The following is a 16,729-nucleotide window of genomic DNA, read 5'->3' as shown; positions in this document are numbered from 1 at the left end:
ACTCCCGCGCAAGATCACTTACGGTGGCCGCGTGATCACCGAAGGTGCCCGCGACGCAGGTCCGGAGCGGCAACAGGCCGTCCCAGAATGATGATCGGCAAAACTTGAAGGCCTCTGGCGGCGGGTGGGGCGGGAGTTGGCGCTGTTCTCTCGTACAGTTTGCGCCGTGGGATCTCTGCGTAATCCGATCGGGCCGCTTCCCTCCACCATCTACTGGCGACGGAGGGCGGTAGCGGCGACGCTGATTGCGCTGCTCGCGGCGCTGGTCGCATGGGCCGTCACCTCCGGCGGCGGCAAGGGAAGCCACGACGACTCGAAGGCTCCCGGATCCGGTCCGGCCGATTCGATCACTCCGGGTCCCTCAGGTTCCGGCCCGGCGATCAGTGAACAGCCGGGCGGACGCGACGAGTCGGGCGACACCGGCGGCAGCGGTGGCGTCGGCGGGAGCGACGGCGGAAGCGCGGACACGGGCTCCGGAGCAGCGGGCGACGGGACGGGCGACGGAACGGGCGGCGCCAACGGCTCGGCCTCCGCAGGCAGTTCCGGTACCGGCGGCGGTTCGGGCGGCGGGACCGCGGGGCAGCAGGTTCCGGTCGGCTCCTCGCTCCCCGACTGCGCACCCGCCGCACTGCGGCTGACGCTGAAGACCGAACTCCGGTACGCGCCGGACGAGAAGCCCACGTTCCGGCTGATAGCCACGAACACCTCGTCCACCGCGTGCAAGGCCGACTTCGGCCCCAAGTCCGCGGTCCTCACGGTCACCGAAGCCGGCGGTGACGACGAGGAGGTGTGGTCCTCCAAGGACTGCCCGCGCAACGCGGCCGCCGTGCTGCTGAAGGTGCCGGCGGGGGCGACCGTCGAGCACACCGTGGAGTGGGACCGCGCGAAGAGCGCCCCGAAGTGCGCGACGCCACCCGCGGGCACCGCCGGCCCCGGTACATACCTGGTCGAGGCCAAGGCCCCGGGCGAGCCGGTGCAGCGCGCGTCGTTCGTTCTCGCGAAGGACTGACGCAAGGACCGACGGGGAGCGGCCTGCCGGGAGGGGGCCGGTGCGGCAGCGGACCGGCCCGGCCCGCCGCCTCCGCTACACGTACCGCTCGAGAATCGACGACTCCGCCAGCCGCGACAGCCCTTCGCGCACGCTGCGCGCCCGTGCCTCGCCGACGCCGTCCACCGTCTGGAGATCGTCCACGCTCGCCGCGAGCAGCTTCTGCAGCCCGCCGAAGTGCTCCACCAACCGGTCGATGATCGCCCCGGGCAGCCGGGGCACCTTCGCCAGCAGCCGGAAGCCGCGCGGCGACACCGCCGAGTCGAGCGTCTCCGGAGAGCCGCTGTACCCCAGCGCCCTTGCCACCACCGGGAGTTCGAGCAGCTCGGTGTGGGACAGCGCGTCCAGTTCGGTGAGCGCCTCCGCCACCGTGCGCGAGCGCTTCGCGGTCGGCTCCGGCACGTAGTCGCGCACGACCAGCTCGCGCTCCGGCTCCACGCCCGCGATCAACTCGTCGAGCTGGAGCGAGAGAAGCCGGCCATCGGTCCCGAGCTCGACCACGTACTCCGCGATCTCGGTCGCGATCCGGCGGACCATCTCCAGACGCTGGGCGACGGCCGTCACGTCCCGGACCGTCACCAGGTCCTCGATCTCCAGGGCGGAGAGCGTGCCCGCGACCTCGTCGAGACGCAGCTTGTACCGCTCCAGCGTGGCGAGCGCCTGGTTGGCGCGGGAGAGGATCGCGGCGGACTCCTCCAGGACCCGGCGCTGCCCGTCCACGTACAGCGCGATGAGGTGCATCGACTGCGAGACCGAGACCACCGGGAAGTTGCACTGCTTGGAGACCCGGTCCGCCGTGCGGTGCCGGGTACCCGTCTCCTCGGTGGGGATCGAGGCGTCCGGGACCAGCTGGACGCCGGCCCTGAGGATCTTGGTCATGTCCTTGTCGAGGATCAGTGCCCCGTCCAGCTTGGCGAGCTCACGCAGCCGGGTCGCGGTGAATTCCACGTCCAGCACGAAGCCGCCGGTGCACATCGACTCGACGGTCCGGTCCATGCCGAGCACGATCAGCCCGCCGGTGTTGCCACGGAGGATGCGCTCCAGGCCGTCCCGCAGGGCCATTCCGGGCGCGACGGCGGTCAACGAGGCGCGCATCAGCGCCTCGTTACCGGTGCCTTGGCCGGACTTTCCGGGCGATGCTGCCCGGTCGCTGGCTGCCACTGCACTCCTCCGGTCACAGGTTCGCGGTGCCCTCAGGGCCTCTCGTCCGGACCGTTTCCGATTCGGACGAAAGACCTTACGTCCCTCATACCGTTCGTACGGACGGGCGAGACCAGGGCAAAGTCTACCGGCGTGCGCCGTCCTCCTGTGGGGCCTGTGCGCGAGAGCGGCGCGGGAGCACGCGGAGCGCGTCGCCCATGTTGGCGACTTCCGTGACCTTCATACCGGCCGGGACCTTCCCCGGATCGGTCGGAACCAGGGCGTGGGTGAAGCCCAGACGGTACGCCTCGGCCAGTCTGCGCTGGACCCCCGTGACCCGCCTGACCTCGCCCGCGAGACCCACCTCGCCGATCGCCACCAGGTTCTTCGGCAATGGTGTGTCGCTGGCCGCGCTGGCCAGGGCGAGCGCGATCGCGAGGTCCGCGGCCGGCTCGGAGAGCTTCACGCCACCGACCGTGGCGCTGTAGATGTCCCGCTTGCCCAGCGAGCTGATCCGGCCACGCTGCTCCAGGACGGCCAGCATCATCGACACCCGGGACGTCTCGAGACCCGAGGTGGTGCGCCGGGGCGAGGGGATCTGCGAATCGACGGTGAGCGCCTGCACCTCGGCGACCAGGGGGCGCTTGCCCTCCAGGGTGACGGTCAGGCACGTGCCGGGCACGGGCTCGTCGCGACGGGTGAGGAAGAGACCTGAGGGGTCGGCGAGACCGGTGATGCCCTCGTCGTGGAGCTCGAAGCAGCCCACCTCGTCGGTCGCCCCGTAGCGGTTCTTGACTCCGCGCACGAGTCGGAGCCGGGCGTGCCGGTCGCCCTCGAAGGACAGCACCACGTCGACCAGGTGCTCCAGCAGCCGGGGACCGGCGATCGCGCCGTCCTTGGTGACGTGGCCGACCAGCAGCGTCGACATGCCGCGCTCCTTGGAGGCGCGGATCAGCGCCCCGGCGACCTCGCGGACCTGCGCCATCCCGCCGGGCGCCCCCTCGATCTCCGGGGAGGCGACGGTCTGTACGGAGTCCAGGACGAGCAGGGACGGCTTGACGGCGTCCAGATGGCCGAGGACCGCGGACAGGTCGGTCTCGGCGGCCAGGTACAGATGGTCGTTGATCGCCCGGATCCGGTCCGCGCGCATCCTGACCTGGCCGGCGGACTCCTCGGCCGTGACGTACAACGTGCGGTGCTCGTCGCTCGCGGCCTTGGCCGCCACGTCCAGCAGCAGCGTGGACTTGCCCACGCCCGGCTCGCCCGCGAGCAGCACGACGGCACCGGGCACCAGCCCGCCGCCCAGCACCCGGTCCAGCTCTCCGACGCCCGTAGAGCGGGCGGTGGCCTGGCGGCTGTCGACCTGGCCGATGGGGAGCGCGGCGGTGGAGACACGGCCGGCCGCCGTGGTGCGCACGGCGGGGGCGCCGCCGAACTCCTCGACCGTCCCCCACGCCTGGCACTCCGGGCAGCGGCCGAGCCACTTGGCGGTGGTCCAGCCGCATTCGGTGCAGCGGTAGGACGGCCGGTCCTTCGCGGATTTCGTACGGGCAGCCATGGCGCCACCGTATAGGTGAGGTCGGACAGTGAGGCCCGGCGCGGTGCGCGCGGGGGAGCGGGCGCGGTGCAGGGCGCGGAAACCGGACCGTTGTCGCCCATGGAACGATACGTTCACCCGTAGGGGTTAAATCTGCTCAAGAGGTGCGAGGGGTGTGCCCTGTCCTGCCTACGGTCGCAAGGTGACGAGCAGCAGGCTGGAGACCCCGACGAAGACCCCCGGCGCACACCGGGCGCAGCACCGCGCGCCCCACCCGTCGCCGAAGCAGCCGCCCGCCCGTTACGAGCCGCATCTCGACGGCCTCTTCACCTACTGCCTCTCCGTGCTCTGCGACCACGACGCCGCCACCGAGGCGCTCGGCGGCGTCCTCGCGCTGGCCGAGCGGCAGGGCGGGCGGTGCCCGGCGGGCGAGGCGGAACGTAAAACCTGGCTGTACGCGCTGGCCAGGTGGATGTGCCTGCGCCGGCTCGGCGAGCAGAAACAGGGCCGCCGGGCGCACCGCAGGGCCGACGTACCGCCGACGCGCAGGCCCTCGGCCAGGGCGCAGGACGACCACCGCGGCCCCGCCGCACCGGCACCCCGCGCGGGACGGCGTACGCCCGCGGCCGCCCGCCCCCCGAAGACCTCGCCCGCACCACCCCTCACGCCCTCCGCGTCCCGATACGCGGCGCCGGCGTCGTCCCTCGCGCCCGGGCCGGCCCCGGCGGAGAGCCCCGTGGCCGCCGAGGCGCACCGCCGCGAACTGGCCCAGCTCGCCTGGCCCGAGGCGGCGGGCACCACCCCCGAGCAGCGCGAAGCGCTGGAACTCGCGGTGCGCCACCGGCTCACCCCGCGCGCGGTCGCCGCCGTCCTCGGGCTGGACCCCGCGACCGCCCGGGAGCTCCTGGCCGCGGCCGCCTGCGAGGTGGAACGGACGCGGGCCGCCCTCGCCGTCGTCGAGAAGGGCGACTGCCCCGCGGTCTGCAAGCTCACCGGCGACCAGCGCCTGCTGCTCTCGGCCACCCTGCGCCGCGAGCTCGTACGGCATGTGGACGACTGCCCGGGCTGCCGCCGCGCGGCCGAGCGGGCCGGCGCCGAGGGTCCCTGGCCGGGGGCCGCGGTGGCGCCCGTCGCCGCGCTGGCGGTCGTCGAGGCGCCGCGCCCCTCCGCCTACGTGGCGATGATGCAGGCGCAGAAACATCAGAAGAATCGGTCCGCCACACCCCGGTTCGACCGGACGGGCTTCCCGATGGACCCGAAGGACCATGCCGCCCGCCGGGACCGGCTGCGGTCCAGGGTCATGACGACGACGGTGGTCGCCACGGTCGTCGCCGCCCCCGTGATCGCCCTGTGGTCCGCCTACCGGGGCGCGCCGCTCACCGGTGAGGGGCGCGACGGCTCGGCGGTCACCGCGACCGAGACGGACGACGGCCAGAGGACCGACGACCCGTACGGCCACTACGAGAACGCGGGCAACGCCCGCCCCGAGCCCGGCACCGGCCTCGCGGACGGCGACGGCCTCCCGGACGTCTCGGCCGAGGTCATCAGCGTGCACGCGGACACCGACGTGGACGCGGGTGACGGCGTGGGCCGCCTCACCGTCGAGGCCCGGTCCTCCGGCTCCACGACGACGATCACGCTCACCGCGTCGGAAGCGGGCCCGGTCGCCTGGTCGGCCGGCACGGGCCAGTCCTGGCTGCGCCTGAGCCGTACCTCGGGAACGCTCGCGGCGGGCGACAGCATCACGGTCCGCGTCCTCGTGGACCACGCCCGCGAACCCGCCGGGTACTGGACGGCACGGATCGCCATCGCCCCTTCGGGCTCGGTCGTGGCCCTGAACGGATACGGGGGCCGGGCCCCGGCCATCACGCCGCGGCCGCCCCGGCCGAGCGGCCCGTCCCGCCCGCACCCGCCCGTCCCGGAGGAGCCGTCGCCGTCCGCCCCGGAGCCCACGCCGACACCCGACCCGACGGAGAGCTCCCCGACGCCGACGCCGGACCCGGGCACCCCCGGCCCGTCCCCGGACCCCACGGACTCCCCGGACACGACCGACCCGGGCAAGGGCCCGAGCACCCCGCCACCGGCGGACTGACGGGCCGACCCCGCGACAGGGCTGACCCGCTAGACCGGGTCCGCCGGGTGGGGCGCCATCGGCAGCAGCGAGGCGAGCCGCTCCTCGCACAGCCCGACCAACTGGTCGTACGCCTCCTTGCCCATCAGCTCCGTGAGCTCCGGCCGGTACGTCACGTACACCGGATCCCCGGCACCGTGCGCCGACGTCGCCGATGTGCACCACCAGTGCAGGTCGTGCCCGCCCGGACCCCAGCCCCGGCGGTCGTACTCACCGATCGACACCTGGAGCACCCGCGTGTCGTCGGGCCGGTCGATCCAGTCGTACGTACGCCGTACGGGCAGCTGCCAGCACACGTCCGGCTTGGTCTCCAGGGGCTCCTTGCCCTCCCGCAGCGCCAGGATGTGCAGCGAACAGCCGGCGCCCCCGGCGAAACCGGGACGGTTCTGGAAGATGCAGGACCCCTCCCAGCGCCGCGTCTGCCGCTCCCCGTCGTCATCGGTCTGCACCCAGCCCGACTCCGTACCGACGTCGTGGAACTGCCACAGCTCCGGGGTGAGCCGGGCCACATGACCGGCCACCCGCTTCTCGTCGTCCTCGTCCGAGAAGTGGGCTCCCAGGGTGCAGCACCCGTCGTCCGCGCGACCGGCCTGGATGCCCTGGCAGCCGCTGCCGAAGATGCAGGACCACCTGGACGTCAGCCAGGTCAGGTCACAGCGGAAGACCTGCTCGTCGTCGGCGGGGTCCGGAAACTCCACCCACGCCCGCGCGAAGTCGATCCCCTTCTCGTCGGGCCCGTGGGGCCCCTCTGTCTGCGGCTGCCGCATCTCCTGCTTCGTCTTCTGGTTCTTCGTGATTTTGCCCGGCTTCGCCTTTTTCGTCTTTGGCACGCGCCCAGAGTAAGACCGACCGGCCCGGCCGACCGGCACACGGCGGGGACCGTGCGCCGGTCCGCCCGCCCCCATGACCGCAGTAGCGTTCTGCATATGAGACTCGGAGTCCTCGATGTGGGGTCGAACACGGTTCATCTGCTGGTGGTCGACGCGCACCCCGGCGCCCGCCCGCTGCCCGCGCACTCGCACAAGGCGGAGCTGCGGCTGGCCGAGCTCCTCGACGAGGACGGGGCGATCGGCCCGCTCGGGGTGGACCGGCTGGTGACGACGATCGCCGACGCACTCCAGGCCGCCGAGGACAAGGGGTGCGAGGACGTACTGGCGTTCGCCACCTCCGCGGTGCGCGAGGCGAGCAACGCGGACAACGTGCTGACCCGCGTACGCGACGAGACGGGCGTCGATCTCGCCGTCCTCAGCGGCACGGAGGAGGCCCGCCTCACGTTCCTCGCCGCCCGCCGCTGGTTCGGCTGGTCGGCGGGCAAGCTGCTGGTCCTGGACATCGGCGGCGGTTCGCTGGAGATCGCGTACGGCATCGACGAGGAGCCGGACGCGGCCGTGTCGCTCCCGCTGGGCGCCGGACGCCTCACCGCCGGCTGGCTGCCCGGCGATCCGCCGGACCCGGCGGAGGTGAAGGAGCTGCGCCGCCACGTGCGGGCGCGGATCGCCCGCAGCGTCGGCGAGTTCACGCGCTTCGGGCCCCCCGACCACGTCGTGGCCACGTCCAAGACCTTCAAGCAGCTCGCCAGGATCGCGGGCGCCGCACGCTCCACCGAGGGCCTGTACGTGCAGCGCGCCCTCAGCCGCAAGGCCCTGGAGGAGTGGGTGCCGAAACTGGCCGCGATGACGGTCGAGGAGCGCGGGAGACTGCCCGGCGTCTCCGAGGGCCGGTCCGCCCAGCTCCTGGCCGGCGCGCTGGTCGCGGAGGGGGCGATGGACCTCCTGGGCGTCGAGGACCTGGAGATCTGCCCCTGGGCACTGCGCGAGGGAGTGATCCTGCGCCGACTGGACCACCTGACGTCCACCGAGGACGTGGCCCTGAACTAGGGCCTCTCGTTTGGATCATGCCGGGCTCGCGGGGTCTGGCACGCGCATCTGCGGCGTTGTCGTCAATCACCAACTCCCCCATAGGCCTAAAACGGCCATGGGGGGACCCCCATCGCGTTGCCTCAATCCTCCGCCTTGCAGCTGCACGCATCAGACCCCGCTCCCTGATCCGGCCTGATCCAAACGAAAGGCCCTGGGGCCCGAACAACCCCGTCACCGTCATGGCCCTTCTCACTTTCCGCCGGGCTCCCTCGGCCGCGCGCACCGCTGCCCGTACGCTGTCTGCGTGGCAGAACCAGTGGTGCGCATCCCGGATGCGAAGGTCGCCCTGTCCACGGCCTCGGTCTATCCGGAGTCGACGGCGACGGCCTTCGGGATCGCCGCGCGCCTGGGGTACGACGGCGTCGAGGTCATGGTCTGGACCGACCCCGTCAGCCAGGACCTGGAGGCCCTGCGCAGGCTCTCGGACTACCACCAGGTGCCGATCCTGGCCGTTCACGCCCCCTGTCTGCTGATCACGCAGCGGGTCTGGTCCACCGATCCCTGGGTCAAGCTCCAGCGGGCGCGCGCAGCCGCGGAGAAGCTCGGGGCCTCGACCGTCGTCGTCCACCCGCCGTTCCGCTGGCAGCGCGGGTATGCCCGTGACTTCGTCTCCGGCATCTGGCGGATGGCGGACGAGACCGATGTGCGGTTCGCCGTCGAGAACATGTACCCGTGGCGCTACCGGGACCGGGAGATGCTCGCGTACGCCCCCGACTGGGACGTCACCAACGACGACTACCGCCACTTCACGGTCGACCTGTCGCACACCTCTACGGCGCGTACGGACGGCATGGCCATGGTCGACCGGATGGGCGACCGGCTGGCCCACGTCCACCTGGCCGACGGCAAGGGATCGGGCAAGGACGAGCACCTGGTGCCCGGCCGGGGCGACCAGCCCTGTGCCGAACTGCTGGAGCGGCTGGCGGGCACCGGCTTCGACGGCCATGTCGTCATCGAGGTCAACACACGCCGCGCGATGTCCACCGCCGAACGCGAGGCCGACCTGGCCGAGGCGCTCGCCTTCACCCGGCTCCACCTCGCCTCCTCGGCGCAGGTGCCGCGCCCTTGAACCCGGGCGCAGAAGCCCCGGGCCCCGCGGCCGCCCCGCCCGCACCACGGCGACGGGGCGGCAAATCAAGCCCCTCCGGCGATTGAGGAGCCGGGCCCGGGGCAGAGCCCCGACCCCCAACCTCCCGCACCGGCCCCCACTCCCACGCCGGCCCCGCCGACCGCCCACCCCCTGAGCACCTCATCCCGCATATCGGACACCCCGTCCAGATCCTGGCACCACAGGCGTACGCTCGGAGGCAGTCTTTTCTGTCGAAGGAGCGAGAGACGATGCCCCAGCTGAGGTCCCGCACAGTCACCCACGGCCGCAACATGGCGGGCGCCCGCGCCCTTATGCGCGCGTCGGGCGTAGCGAGCGAGGACATCGGCAAGCCGATCATCGCGGTCGCCAACTCGTTCACCGAGTTCGTCCCCGGCCACACCCACCTCGCCCCGGTCGGCCGGATCGTCTCCGACGCGATCAAGGCGGCGGGCGCGGTGCCCCGCGAGTTCAACACGATCGCGGTGGACGACGGCATCGCCATGGGCCACGGCGGCATGCTCTACAGCCTGCCCTCCCGCGACCTCATCGCCGACAGCGTCGAGTACATGGTCGAGGCCCACTGCGCCGACGCGCTGATCTGCATCTCGAACTGCGACAAGATCACCCCGGGCATGCTGATGGCCGCGATGCGCCTCAACATCCCGACGGTCTTCGTCTCCGGCGGTCCGATGGAGGCCGGCAAGGCCACCCTCGTCGACGGCACGGTCCGCAAGCTCGACCTGGTCAACGCGATCAGTGACGCGGTCGACGAGAGCATCTCCGACGAGGACATCCTCCGCATCGAGGAGAACGCCTGCCCCACCTGCGGCAGCTGTTCCGGCATGTTCACCGCCAACTCGATGAACTGTCTGACCGAGGTCCTCGGCCTCTCCCTCCCCGGCAACGGCTCGGTCCTCGCCACGCACACCGCCCGCAAGGCGCTGTACGAGGACGCCGGCCGCACGGTCGTCGAGATCACCAAGCGCTACTACGAGCAGGACGACGAGACGGTCCTGCCGCGCTCCATCGGCACCCGCGCCGCGTTCGACAACGCGATGGCGCTGGACATCGCCATGGGCGGCTCGACCAACACGATCCTGCACCTGCTGGCCGCCGCCGAGGAGGCGCAGCTGGCGTACAACCTCGACGACATCAACGAGGTCTCCCGCCGCGTCCCGTGCCTCTCCAAGGTCGCACCCAACGTGGCCCCCGGCGGCACGTACTACATGGAGGACGTCCACCGGGCCGGCGGCATCCCCGCCCTCCTCGGCGAACTCCACCGCGGCGGTCATCTCAACGAGGACGTGCACTCGGTGCACTCCGACACGCTCGCCGAGTGGCTCAAGAACTGGGACATCCGCGGCGGCTCGCCGTCCCCCGAGGCCGTCGAGCTGTGGCACGCGGCCCCGGGCTGCGTCCGGTCCGCGACCGCCTTCTCGCAGTCCGAGCGCTGGGACACCCTCGACCTGGACGCGGCCGGCGGCTGCATCCGCGACGTGGCGCACGCGTACTCCAAGGACGGCGGCCTCGCGGTCCTCAAGGGCAACATCGCCGTGGACGGCTGCGTCGTGAAGACGGCCGGCGTCGACGAGTCGATCTGGACCTTCGAGGGCCCGGCGGTCGTCTGCGAGTCCCAGGAGGAGGCCGTCGACAAGATCCTCCGCAAGGAGATCACGCACGGCGACGTCGTCGTCATCCGTTACGAGGGCCCGCGCGGCGGCCCCGGGATGCAGGAGATGCTCTACCCCACCTCGTTCCTCAAGGGCCGTGGCCTCGGCAAGACCTGCGCGCTGATCACCGACGGCCGCTTCTCGGGTGGCACGTCGGGCCTGTCCATCGGCCACGCCTCGCCCGAGGCGGCGTCCGGCGGCGCGATCGCGCTCGTCGAGGACGGCGACCGGATCCGGATCGACATCCCGAACCGTTCGATCGAGCTCCTCGTCGCCGACGACGAGCTCGCCACCCGCCGCGAGGCGCTGAACGGCGTCTACGCGCCGAAGAACCGCGAGCGCAAGGTCTCGGCGGCGCTGCGCGCCTACGCGGCCATGGCGACGAGCGCGGACCGAGGCGCCGTCCGCGACGTCTCCAAGCTCGGCTGAGCCACCCGCGCCCGCACGCGGGGGCCGGCGCGGGTCCCCCTTGCGGGGGCCGGCGTCTTGTCGTGGTTGCCCTTATCCGGGGCGGAGGGTTCCGTCCTCAATCGCCGGACGGGCTTGGTGGGTGCGGGTGCCTTCGCAGGGTGCGGGCGCCATCACCCCCGTTGTGGGGGCCCGGGGTCCCTCCGGGGCGTCTCCTCAAACGACGAACGTTCCGCCGGTACGCAGCTGACCCGGGTCGGTGTTCGTCGTCCTGCGGGGACTCCCCTGCACGCCCCCGGACCCGCCCGTCTGGCGTCTGCGACGGTTCCAGGGCCGGTGTGCAGACGCGGCTGGGCCCGGGTGGGGGCGTGCAGGGGAGTCCCCGCAGGAAATGGCGTACGACTCGGGTCCTTTTCGCACCCGGTCGCACATGCCATTTCTGAGGAGTCTCCCCGGAGGGACCCCACCCCCACCCACCGGCGTGGCGCACCCGCACCCCGCGAGGGGACCCGCACCAAGCCCGTCCGGCGATTGAGGACGGAACCGGCCCCCGGAGCACCACCGCCCCACGGAGGACCCGCACCCGCAGGCTGCCCCGGTACCCCCACGTCCCTGGGACAATCGGTCTCGTGACCGAGAACAGCGACACCCCCGACGGCACGGCTCCCGGCACCCCCGGGTCCGGCGCTGAACCCACTGGCGCCTCCGCGACCGCCCCCGGCCCGCAGCCCGAGCCCATCCGCTTCTTCGGGACGACCTGGGTCGCCCACGACGGCTCCTACGGGCTCCGCCGGGCCGGGGCCGCCGCCGGTTCGCTCGCCGCCGCGGCCGCCTCCTGCTTCGTGCTGCGCTTCGCCTACCAGGGCCTGCAGATCGCCGACGTCGGCAGCTTCGTCGGCCTGCTGGTCGTCCTGATGTTCGCGATCTGCAGCGCCGTCGCCTTCCGTAAGACGTGGGAGGGCTTCAGCCGCCGCCCGGCCGACCCGGCCCGCGAAGACGCCCTGCGCGGGCTCAAGACCATCGGCTTCATCGGCTCGCTGCTCGCGTACTTCTTCCGTACGTTCACCGAGGCCCCGGGCGAGAAGCTCCGGCGCGAGGAGTACGAGGCGGCCCAGGCCCGCTTCGCCAAGCGCCGCTCCTCCCGCGCCGGCAACCCCGCAGCCCGCAAGGTGACGAAGGCGAAGAAGCCCCGCCGCAAGTAACCGGGACCCCGGCCCGGGGCATCCCACCCGCGCACCGCCACTGCCTTGACCGCGGGCCCCTTGCGGAGCAAGGTTCCTCAGATGATGGATTCTTCGGGCATCGCCATCGAGGCCCGTGGCCTCACCGTCGTACGAGGCAGCCGCACCGTCCTGAAAGGGCTCGACTTCAGCGTCGAACCCGGCAGGATCACCGGCCTCCTCGGCCCCTCCGGCTGCGGCAAATCCACCCTGATGCGGGCCGTCGTCGGCACCCAGGCCAAGGTCACCGGCACCCTCGACGTCCTGGGCAGCCCTGCGGGCCACCCCACGCTGCGCCCGCGTATCGGGTACGTCACCCAGGCCCCATCCGTCTACACCGACCTCACGGTCCGGCAGAACCTCGACTACTTCGCGGCGATCCTCCAGCCGGGCCGCCGCCACCGCGACGCCCGCCGCGCGGCCGTCACCCGCGCGGTCACCGAGGTCGATCTCACCAGCCACGCCGACGACCTCGCCGGAACCCTCTCGGGCGGGCAGCGCACCCGGGTCTCCCTCGCCGTGGCGCTGCTCGGCACCCCCGAACTCCTCGTTCTCGACGAGCCCACCGTCGGCCTCGACCCGGTGCTCCGGCGCGATCTCTGGAATCTCTTCCACCGCCTCGCCGCCGACCGCGGCACCACCCTGCTCGTCTCCTCCCACGTCATGGACGAGGCCGAACGCTGCCACCGGCTGCTCCTGATGCGCGAGGGCGAGATCCTCGCCGACGACACCCCTGAGGCCCTGCGCACCGGCGCCGGCACCGACACGGTCGAAGAAGCCTTCCTCCACCTGGTCGACGCGGCCGCCGCCCGTCAGGAGAACGCCCGATGAGCACCACGACCACCAGCACCCCGCCCCTGAGCGCCGCCCGCACCCTCGCCACCGCCGGCCGCGTCCTGCGCCAGCTCACGCACGACCCGCGCACGATCGCGCTCCTCCTGCTGATCCCGGTCCTGATGATCACGCTGCTGCGGTACGTCTTCGACGGCAGCCCGCGGACCTTCGACTCGATCGGCGCCTCGCTCCTCGGCATCTTCCCGCTGATCACGATGTTCCTGGTCACCTCGATCGCCACCCTGCGCGAACGCACCTCCGGCACCCTGGAGCGACTCCTCGCCATGCCGCTCGGCAAAGGCGACCTGATCGCCGGCTACGCCCTCGCCTTCGGCGCCGTCGCCATCGTCCAGTCGCTCCTGGCCACGGCTGTCTCGGTCTGGGCCCTCGGCCTCGACGTCACCGGATCGCCGTGGCTGCTGCTCCTGGTCGCCCTGCTCGACGCACTCCTCGGCACGGCGCTCGGCCTGTTCGTCTCCGCGTTCGCGGCATCGGAGTTCCAGGCCGTCCAGTTCATGCCGGCCGTGATCTTCCCGCAGCTCCTGCTCTGCGGACTGTTCATCGCCCGGGACCGGATGGCCCCCGTCCTCGAGGCGATCTCGAACGTGCTGCCCATGTCGTACGCCGTCGACGGGATGAACGAGGTCCTTCACCACACCGCCGTCACCGGCGACTTCCTCCGCGACATCGCGATCGTGGCCGGCTGCGCCCTCCTGGTCCTCGCCCTCGGCGCGGCCACCCTCCGCCGCCGCACCGCCTGAGGGGCCGGTGCGAGGATGGCGCCACGAGAACCGTGAGCACCGCCCGGAGGGTGAAGCGCATGACCCAGACAGTTGCAGTCCTCGGCACCGGCAAGATCGGCGAGGCCCTGCTCAGCGGCATGATCCGGGCGGGCTGGCGCCCGGCGAACCTGCTGGTCACCACCCGCCGCTCCGAGCGTGCGGCGGAGCTCCACGACCGCTACGGCGTCGACGCGGTCACCAACGCGGAGGCCGCCAAGCGCGCCGACATCCTCATCCTCGCGGTCAAGCCCCAGGACATGGGCCGCCTCCTGGACGAACTCGCCCCGCACCTCACCGCCGACCGCCTGGTCATCAGCGCCGCGGCCGGCATCACGACCGCCTTCATCGAGGACCGCCTCGCCGCGGGCACCCCGGTGGTCAGGGTCATGCCGAACACCCCCGTCCTCGTCGACGAGGGCATGTCCGTCATCTCGGCGGGCAGCCACGCCACCACCGCCCACCTTGCCACGGCCGAGGAGATCTTCGGAGGCGTCGGCAAGACCCTGCGCGTCCCGGAGTCCCAGCAGGACGCGGCCACCGCACTCTCCGGCTCGGGCCCCGCCTACTTCTACTTCCTCGTCGAGGCGATGACGGACGCCGGCATCCTGCTCGGCCTGCCCCGCGCCCAGGCCCACGACCTCATCGTGCAGGCCGCCATCGGCGCCGCCGTGATGCTCCGCGACAGCGGCGAGCACCCGGTCAAGCTCCGCGAGGCCGTCACCAGCCCGGCCGGCACCACCATCAGCGCCATCCGCGAACTGGAGAACCACGGCGTACGCGCCGCCCTCATCGCGGCCCTCGAAGCAGCCCGCGACCGCAGCCGCGAACTCGCCTCCGGCAACGGCTGAGCTACTTCGCGGCAGCGATCAGCTCCGCACTGCTCACCACCTTCGCGAACCCACCGCCGTGCAGCGACACGGCGGTGGCCCGCGCCAGCTCATCCGCGCTCAGCGTCCAGCCGAAGGGCCCGGCAAGGTCGAAGGTGTGGGTCGCGTCGAGCGGGACGAACACCTCGTACCCGAGATTCCCTCCCATCCGCGCCGTCGTCTCGACGCACATGTTGGTCTGGATCCCGGCCACCACGATCTGCCGCACCCCGGCGGCATCGAGCCACACCTTCAGATCCGGCGTCCCGTAGAACGACGAGTTCACGCTCTTCGTCACCAGCAGCTCCGCCCCGCCGCCCTTCCCCCGCCGCTCCTCCACGTAGCGCTTGAAGCCGTTCCCCGGATACCCCACCCGCAACGGCGAAGCGGGCTTGTTCGAGTCATGCCGTACGAAGACGACGGGCCGTCCGCTCGACTGCCAGGCGTCGATGAGCCCGGCGATGTTCTCGTCCGCCGAGGGATTGTTCCGCGGCCCCCAGAACTCCTCCTCCTCGAAGCCCTGCTGTACGTCCACCACGACCAGCGCTGCGTTCTCTGCGATCTCCATGACCACGATCCTGCCGCACGGCACCACGGCGGCCCAGAGGCTGAAAAGCCATCGATCGATGGTTTACTGCCACCATGCCGACGACACCCGGGACACCCGACGCAGCTCCTGCCCGGATCGCCCTCGTCGCCTTCCCGGGCGTCCGGGCGTTCGACGTCTCGGTCATCACGGAGGTGTGGGGCGTGGACCGCACGGACCGCGGAGTCCCGCCCTTCGTCCTGCGCCGAGCCGCCGCCACCGACGCCCCCATCCCCTTGCGCGGCGGCCTCGCCCTGACCCCCGACCGCACGCTGAGCTGGCTGGCCAAGGCCGATCTGATCGTCGTCCCGGGGCTCGACGACCACGTGACGCCGGCGCCGGAACCGGTCCTCGCGGCCCTGCGACGTGCCCATGCCCGCGCCACTCCGATCGCCGCTCTCTGCGGTGGTGCCTTCACCCTGGCCCAGGCGGGGCTCCTCGACGGCCGCCGGGCAGTCACCCACTGGAACCTCACCGACCTCCTGCGCACCCGCCATCCCGCGGTGACCGTGGTCCCGGACGCCTTGTTCGTCCATGACGACAACCTCTGGACGTCCGCCGGAACGGCGGCCGGCATCGACCTCTGCCTCCATCTCGTACGGACGGCCCATGGCGCGGAGACCGCGGCGACGATCGCGAGGTCGATGGTCACGGCCCCGTTCCGTACCGGCACCCAGGCTCAGTTCATCGAGCACCCCACGCCGCACACCGACCGCGACGCCGACACCCTCGCCGACGTACGCGCCTACGCCCTGACCCGTCTGGCGGATCCGCACACGGTGGCGGAGCTGGCGGCCCGGGCCGGCATGGCGCCGCGCTCCTTCGCCCGCCACTTCCAGGCGAGCACCGGCACCACGCCGTTGCGCTGGCTGATCACCCAGCGCGTCGCCGCAGCTCAGAAGCTGCTGGAGCGCACCGACCTCCCCCTGCCCGAGGTGGCCCGTCGCACGGGCTTCGGCAGCGAGATCACCATGCGCCAGCACTTCGCCACCCAACTGGGCACCAGCCCCCGCGACTACCGTCTCGCCTTCCACCTCGCCCCGACGAGGGACGGGGTTGACACGCCCCCTCCGCATCCGTAGTGTGCTCCGAGTTGTCCGACGTGAGCGCCGACTCCGGTCGGTCCCCGGACAGCCATTCCGCAGTAACCACAACGAGTGAGCGACAGTCGTCGTCCGCCTCTGCGTGCGCTCATGCGAAATGAGGAATCCGCGTTCGAAGGAACGCGACCCCGATTAGCGTCGAGGCCCTGGATTCCGCTAACGTCTCACTCGTCGGAACGGCCCAACAGCCGGGAAGACAAGCCCCGCTGACCGGGAATCAGGCCCGAAAGGATCTGATAGGGTCGGACTCGCCGGAAAGGGAAAGCGCGAAAGCGAAGAACTGGAAAGCGAGAATGCGAGACCCGCTTCGACCGGGAATCGGACACGAAAGAGTCTGATAGAGTCGGAAACGCAAGACCGAAGGGAAGCGCCCGGAGGAAAGCCCGCAGGGGTGA

General features: G+C 72.0%; 14 protein-coding genes. 10 read left to right on the top strand and 4 right to left on the bottom strand.

Features of this window, described 5'->3' with window-relative positions; genetic code table 11:
- Positions 1-208 precede the first annotated feature (208 nt).
- Positions 209-1,009 carry a hypothetical protein gene (locus ABTX18_RS11415; protein WP_352123067.1) on the top strand — a complete coding sequence of 267 codons (801 nt, stop codon included), beginning with the start codon at positions 209-211 and terminating at the stop codon, positions 1,007-1,009.
- A 75-nt stretch (positions 1,010-1,084) separates the two neighbouring features.
- Here ABTX18_RS11415 and disA read toward each other — a convergent pair whose 3' ends face one another.
- Positions 1,085-2,209 (bottom strand): DNA integrity scanning diadenylate cyclase DisA, encoded by a 1,125-nt coding sequence (disA, locus tag ABTX18_RS11410; RefSeq protein WP_352122511.1) that lies wholly within the window; start codon positions 2,207-2,209, stop codon positions 1,085-1,087.
- A gap of 124 nt (positions 2,210-2,333) precedes the next feature.
- Positions 2,334-3,746 carry a DNA repair protein RadA gene (gene radA, locus ABTX18_RS11405; protein WP_352122510.1) on the bottom strand — a complete coding sequence of 471 codons (1,413 nt, stop codon included), beginning with the start codon at positions 3,744-3,746 and terminating at the stop codon, positions 2,334-2,336.
- Between the two features lie 181 nt (positions 3,747-3,927).
- On the opposite strand from radA, the gene ABTX18_RS11400 reads away from it, so the two are divergent.
- Positions 3,928-5,817 (top strand): hypothetical protein, encoded by a 1,890-nt coding sequence (locus tag ABTX18_RS11400; protein ID WP_352122509.1) that lies wholly within the window; start codon positions 3,928-3,930, stop codon positions 5,815-5,817.
- A 29-nt stretch (positions 5,818-5,846) separates the two neighbouring features.
- Here ABTX18_RS11400 and ABTX18_RS11395 read toward each other — a convergent pair whose 3' ends face one another.
- Positions 5,847-6,686, bottom strand: a complete 840-nt coding sequence (locus tag ABTX18_RS11395; RefSeq protein ID WP_352122508.1) for a DUF3109 family protein — start codon at positions 6,684-6,686, stop codon at positions 5,847-5,849.
- 96 nt (positions 6,687-6,782) lie between these two features.
- Here ABTX18_RS11395 and ABTX18_RS11390 point away from each other — a divergent pair, with 96 nt between their 5' ends.
- From ABTX18_RS11390 to proC, 7 genes are all read left to right on the top strand, one after another.
- Positions 6,783-7,733, top strand: a complete 951-nt coding sequence (locus tag ABTX18_RS11390) for a Ppx/GppA family phosphatase (protein ID WP_352122507.1) — start codon at positions 6,783-6,785, stop codon at positions 7,731-7,733.
- A gap of 286 nt (positions 7,734-8,019) precedes the next feature.
- Positions 8,020-8,844, top strand: a complete 825-nt coding sequence (locus ABTX18_RS11385) for a sugar phosphate isomerase/epimerase family protein (protein ID WP_352122506.1) — start codon at positions 8,020-8,022, stop codon at positions 8,842-8,844.
- A gap of 269 nt (positions 8,845-9,113) precedes the next feature.
- Complete coding sequence (gene ilvD, locus ABTX18_RS11380; protein WP_352122505.1) at positions 9,114-10,964, top strand: dihydroxy-acid dehydratase; 1,851 nt, start codon at positions 9,114-9,116, stop codon at positions 10,962-10,964.
- Between the two features lie 608 nt (positions 10,965-11,572).
- On the top strand, positions 11,573-12,145 hold the full coding sequence (locus tag ABTX18_RS11375) for a hypothetical protein (protein ID WP_352122504.1): 573 nt from the start codon (positions 11,573-11,575) through the stop codon (positions 12,143-12,145).
- 81 nt (positions 12,146-12,226) lie between these two features.
- On the top strand, positions 12,227-12,994 hold the full coding sequence (locus tag ABTX18_RS11370; protein ID WP_352122503.1) for an ABC transporter ATP-binding protein: 768 nt from the start codon (positions 12,227-12,229) through the stop codon (positions 12,992-12,994).
- The gene (locus tag ABTX18_RS11365; protein ID WP_352122502.1) at positions 12,991-13,758 is read left to right on the top strand and encodes an ABC transporter permease; all 768 of its coding nucleotides are present in this window, start codon (positions 12,991-12,993) and stop codon (positions 13,756-13,758) included. Before ABTX18_RS11370 ends, ABTX18_RS11365 begins: the two co-directional genes overlap by 4 nt.
- 59 nt (positions 13,759-13,817) lie before the next feature.
- Positions 13,818-14,627, top strand: coding sequence for a pyrroline-5-carboxylate reductase (proC, locus tag ABTX18_RS11360; RefSeq protein WP_352122501.1), 810 nt, complete (start codon positions 13,818-13,820; stop codon positions 14,625-14,627).
- 1 nt (position 14,628) lies between these two features.
- Here proC and ABTX18_RS11355 read toward each other — a convergent pair whose 3' ends face one another.
- Positions 14,629-15,213 carry a cysteine hydrolase family protein gene (locus ABTX18_RS11355; protein WP_352122500.1) on the bottom strand — a complete coding sequence of 195 codons (585 nt, stop codon included), beginning with the start codon at positions 15,211-15,213 and terminating at the stop codon, positions 14,629-14,631.
- Positions 15,214-15,287: 74 nt separating this feature from the next.
- On the opposite strand from ABTX18_RS11355, the gene ABTX18_RS11350 reads away from it, so the two are divergent.
- On the top strand, positions 15,288-16,313 hold the full coding sequence (locus ABTX18_RS11350; protein ID WP_352122499.1) for a GlxA family transcriptional regulator: 1,026 nt from the start codon (positions 15,288-15,290) through the stop codon (positions 16,311-16,313).
- Positions 16,314-16,729: the final 416 nt, after the last annotated feature.

Source organism: Streptomyces sp. NPDC096323 (assembly GCF_040302845.1).
GTDB lineage: Bacteria > Actinomycetota > Actinomycetes > Streptomycetales > Streptomycetaceae > Streptomyces.
This window is presented reverse-complemented; position numbering and strand designations above follow the sequence as displayed.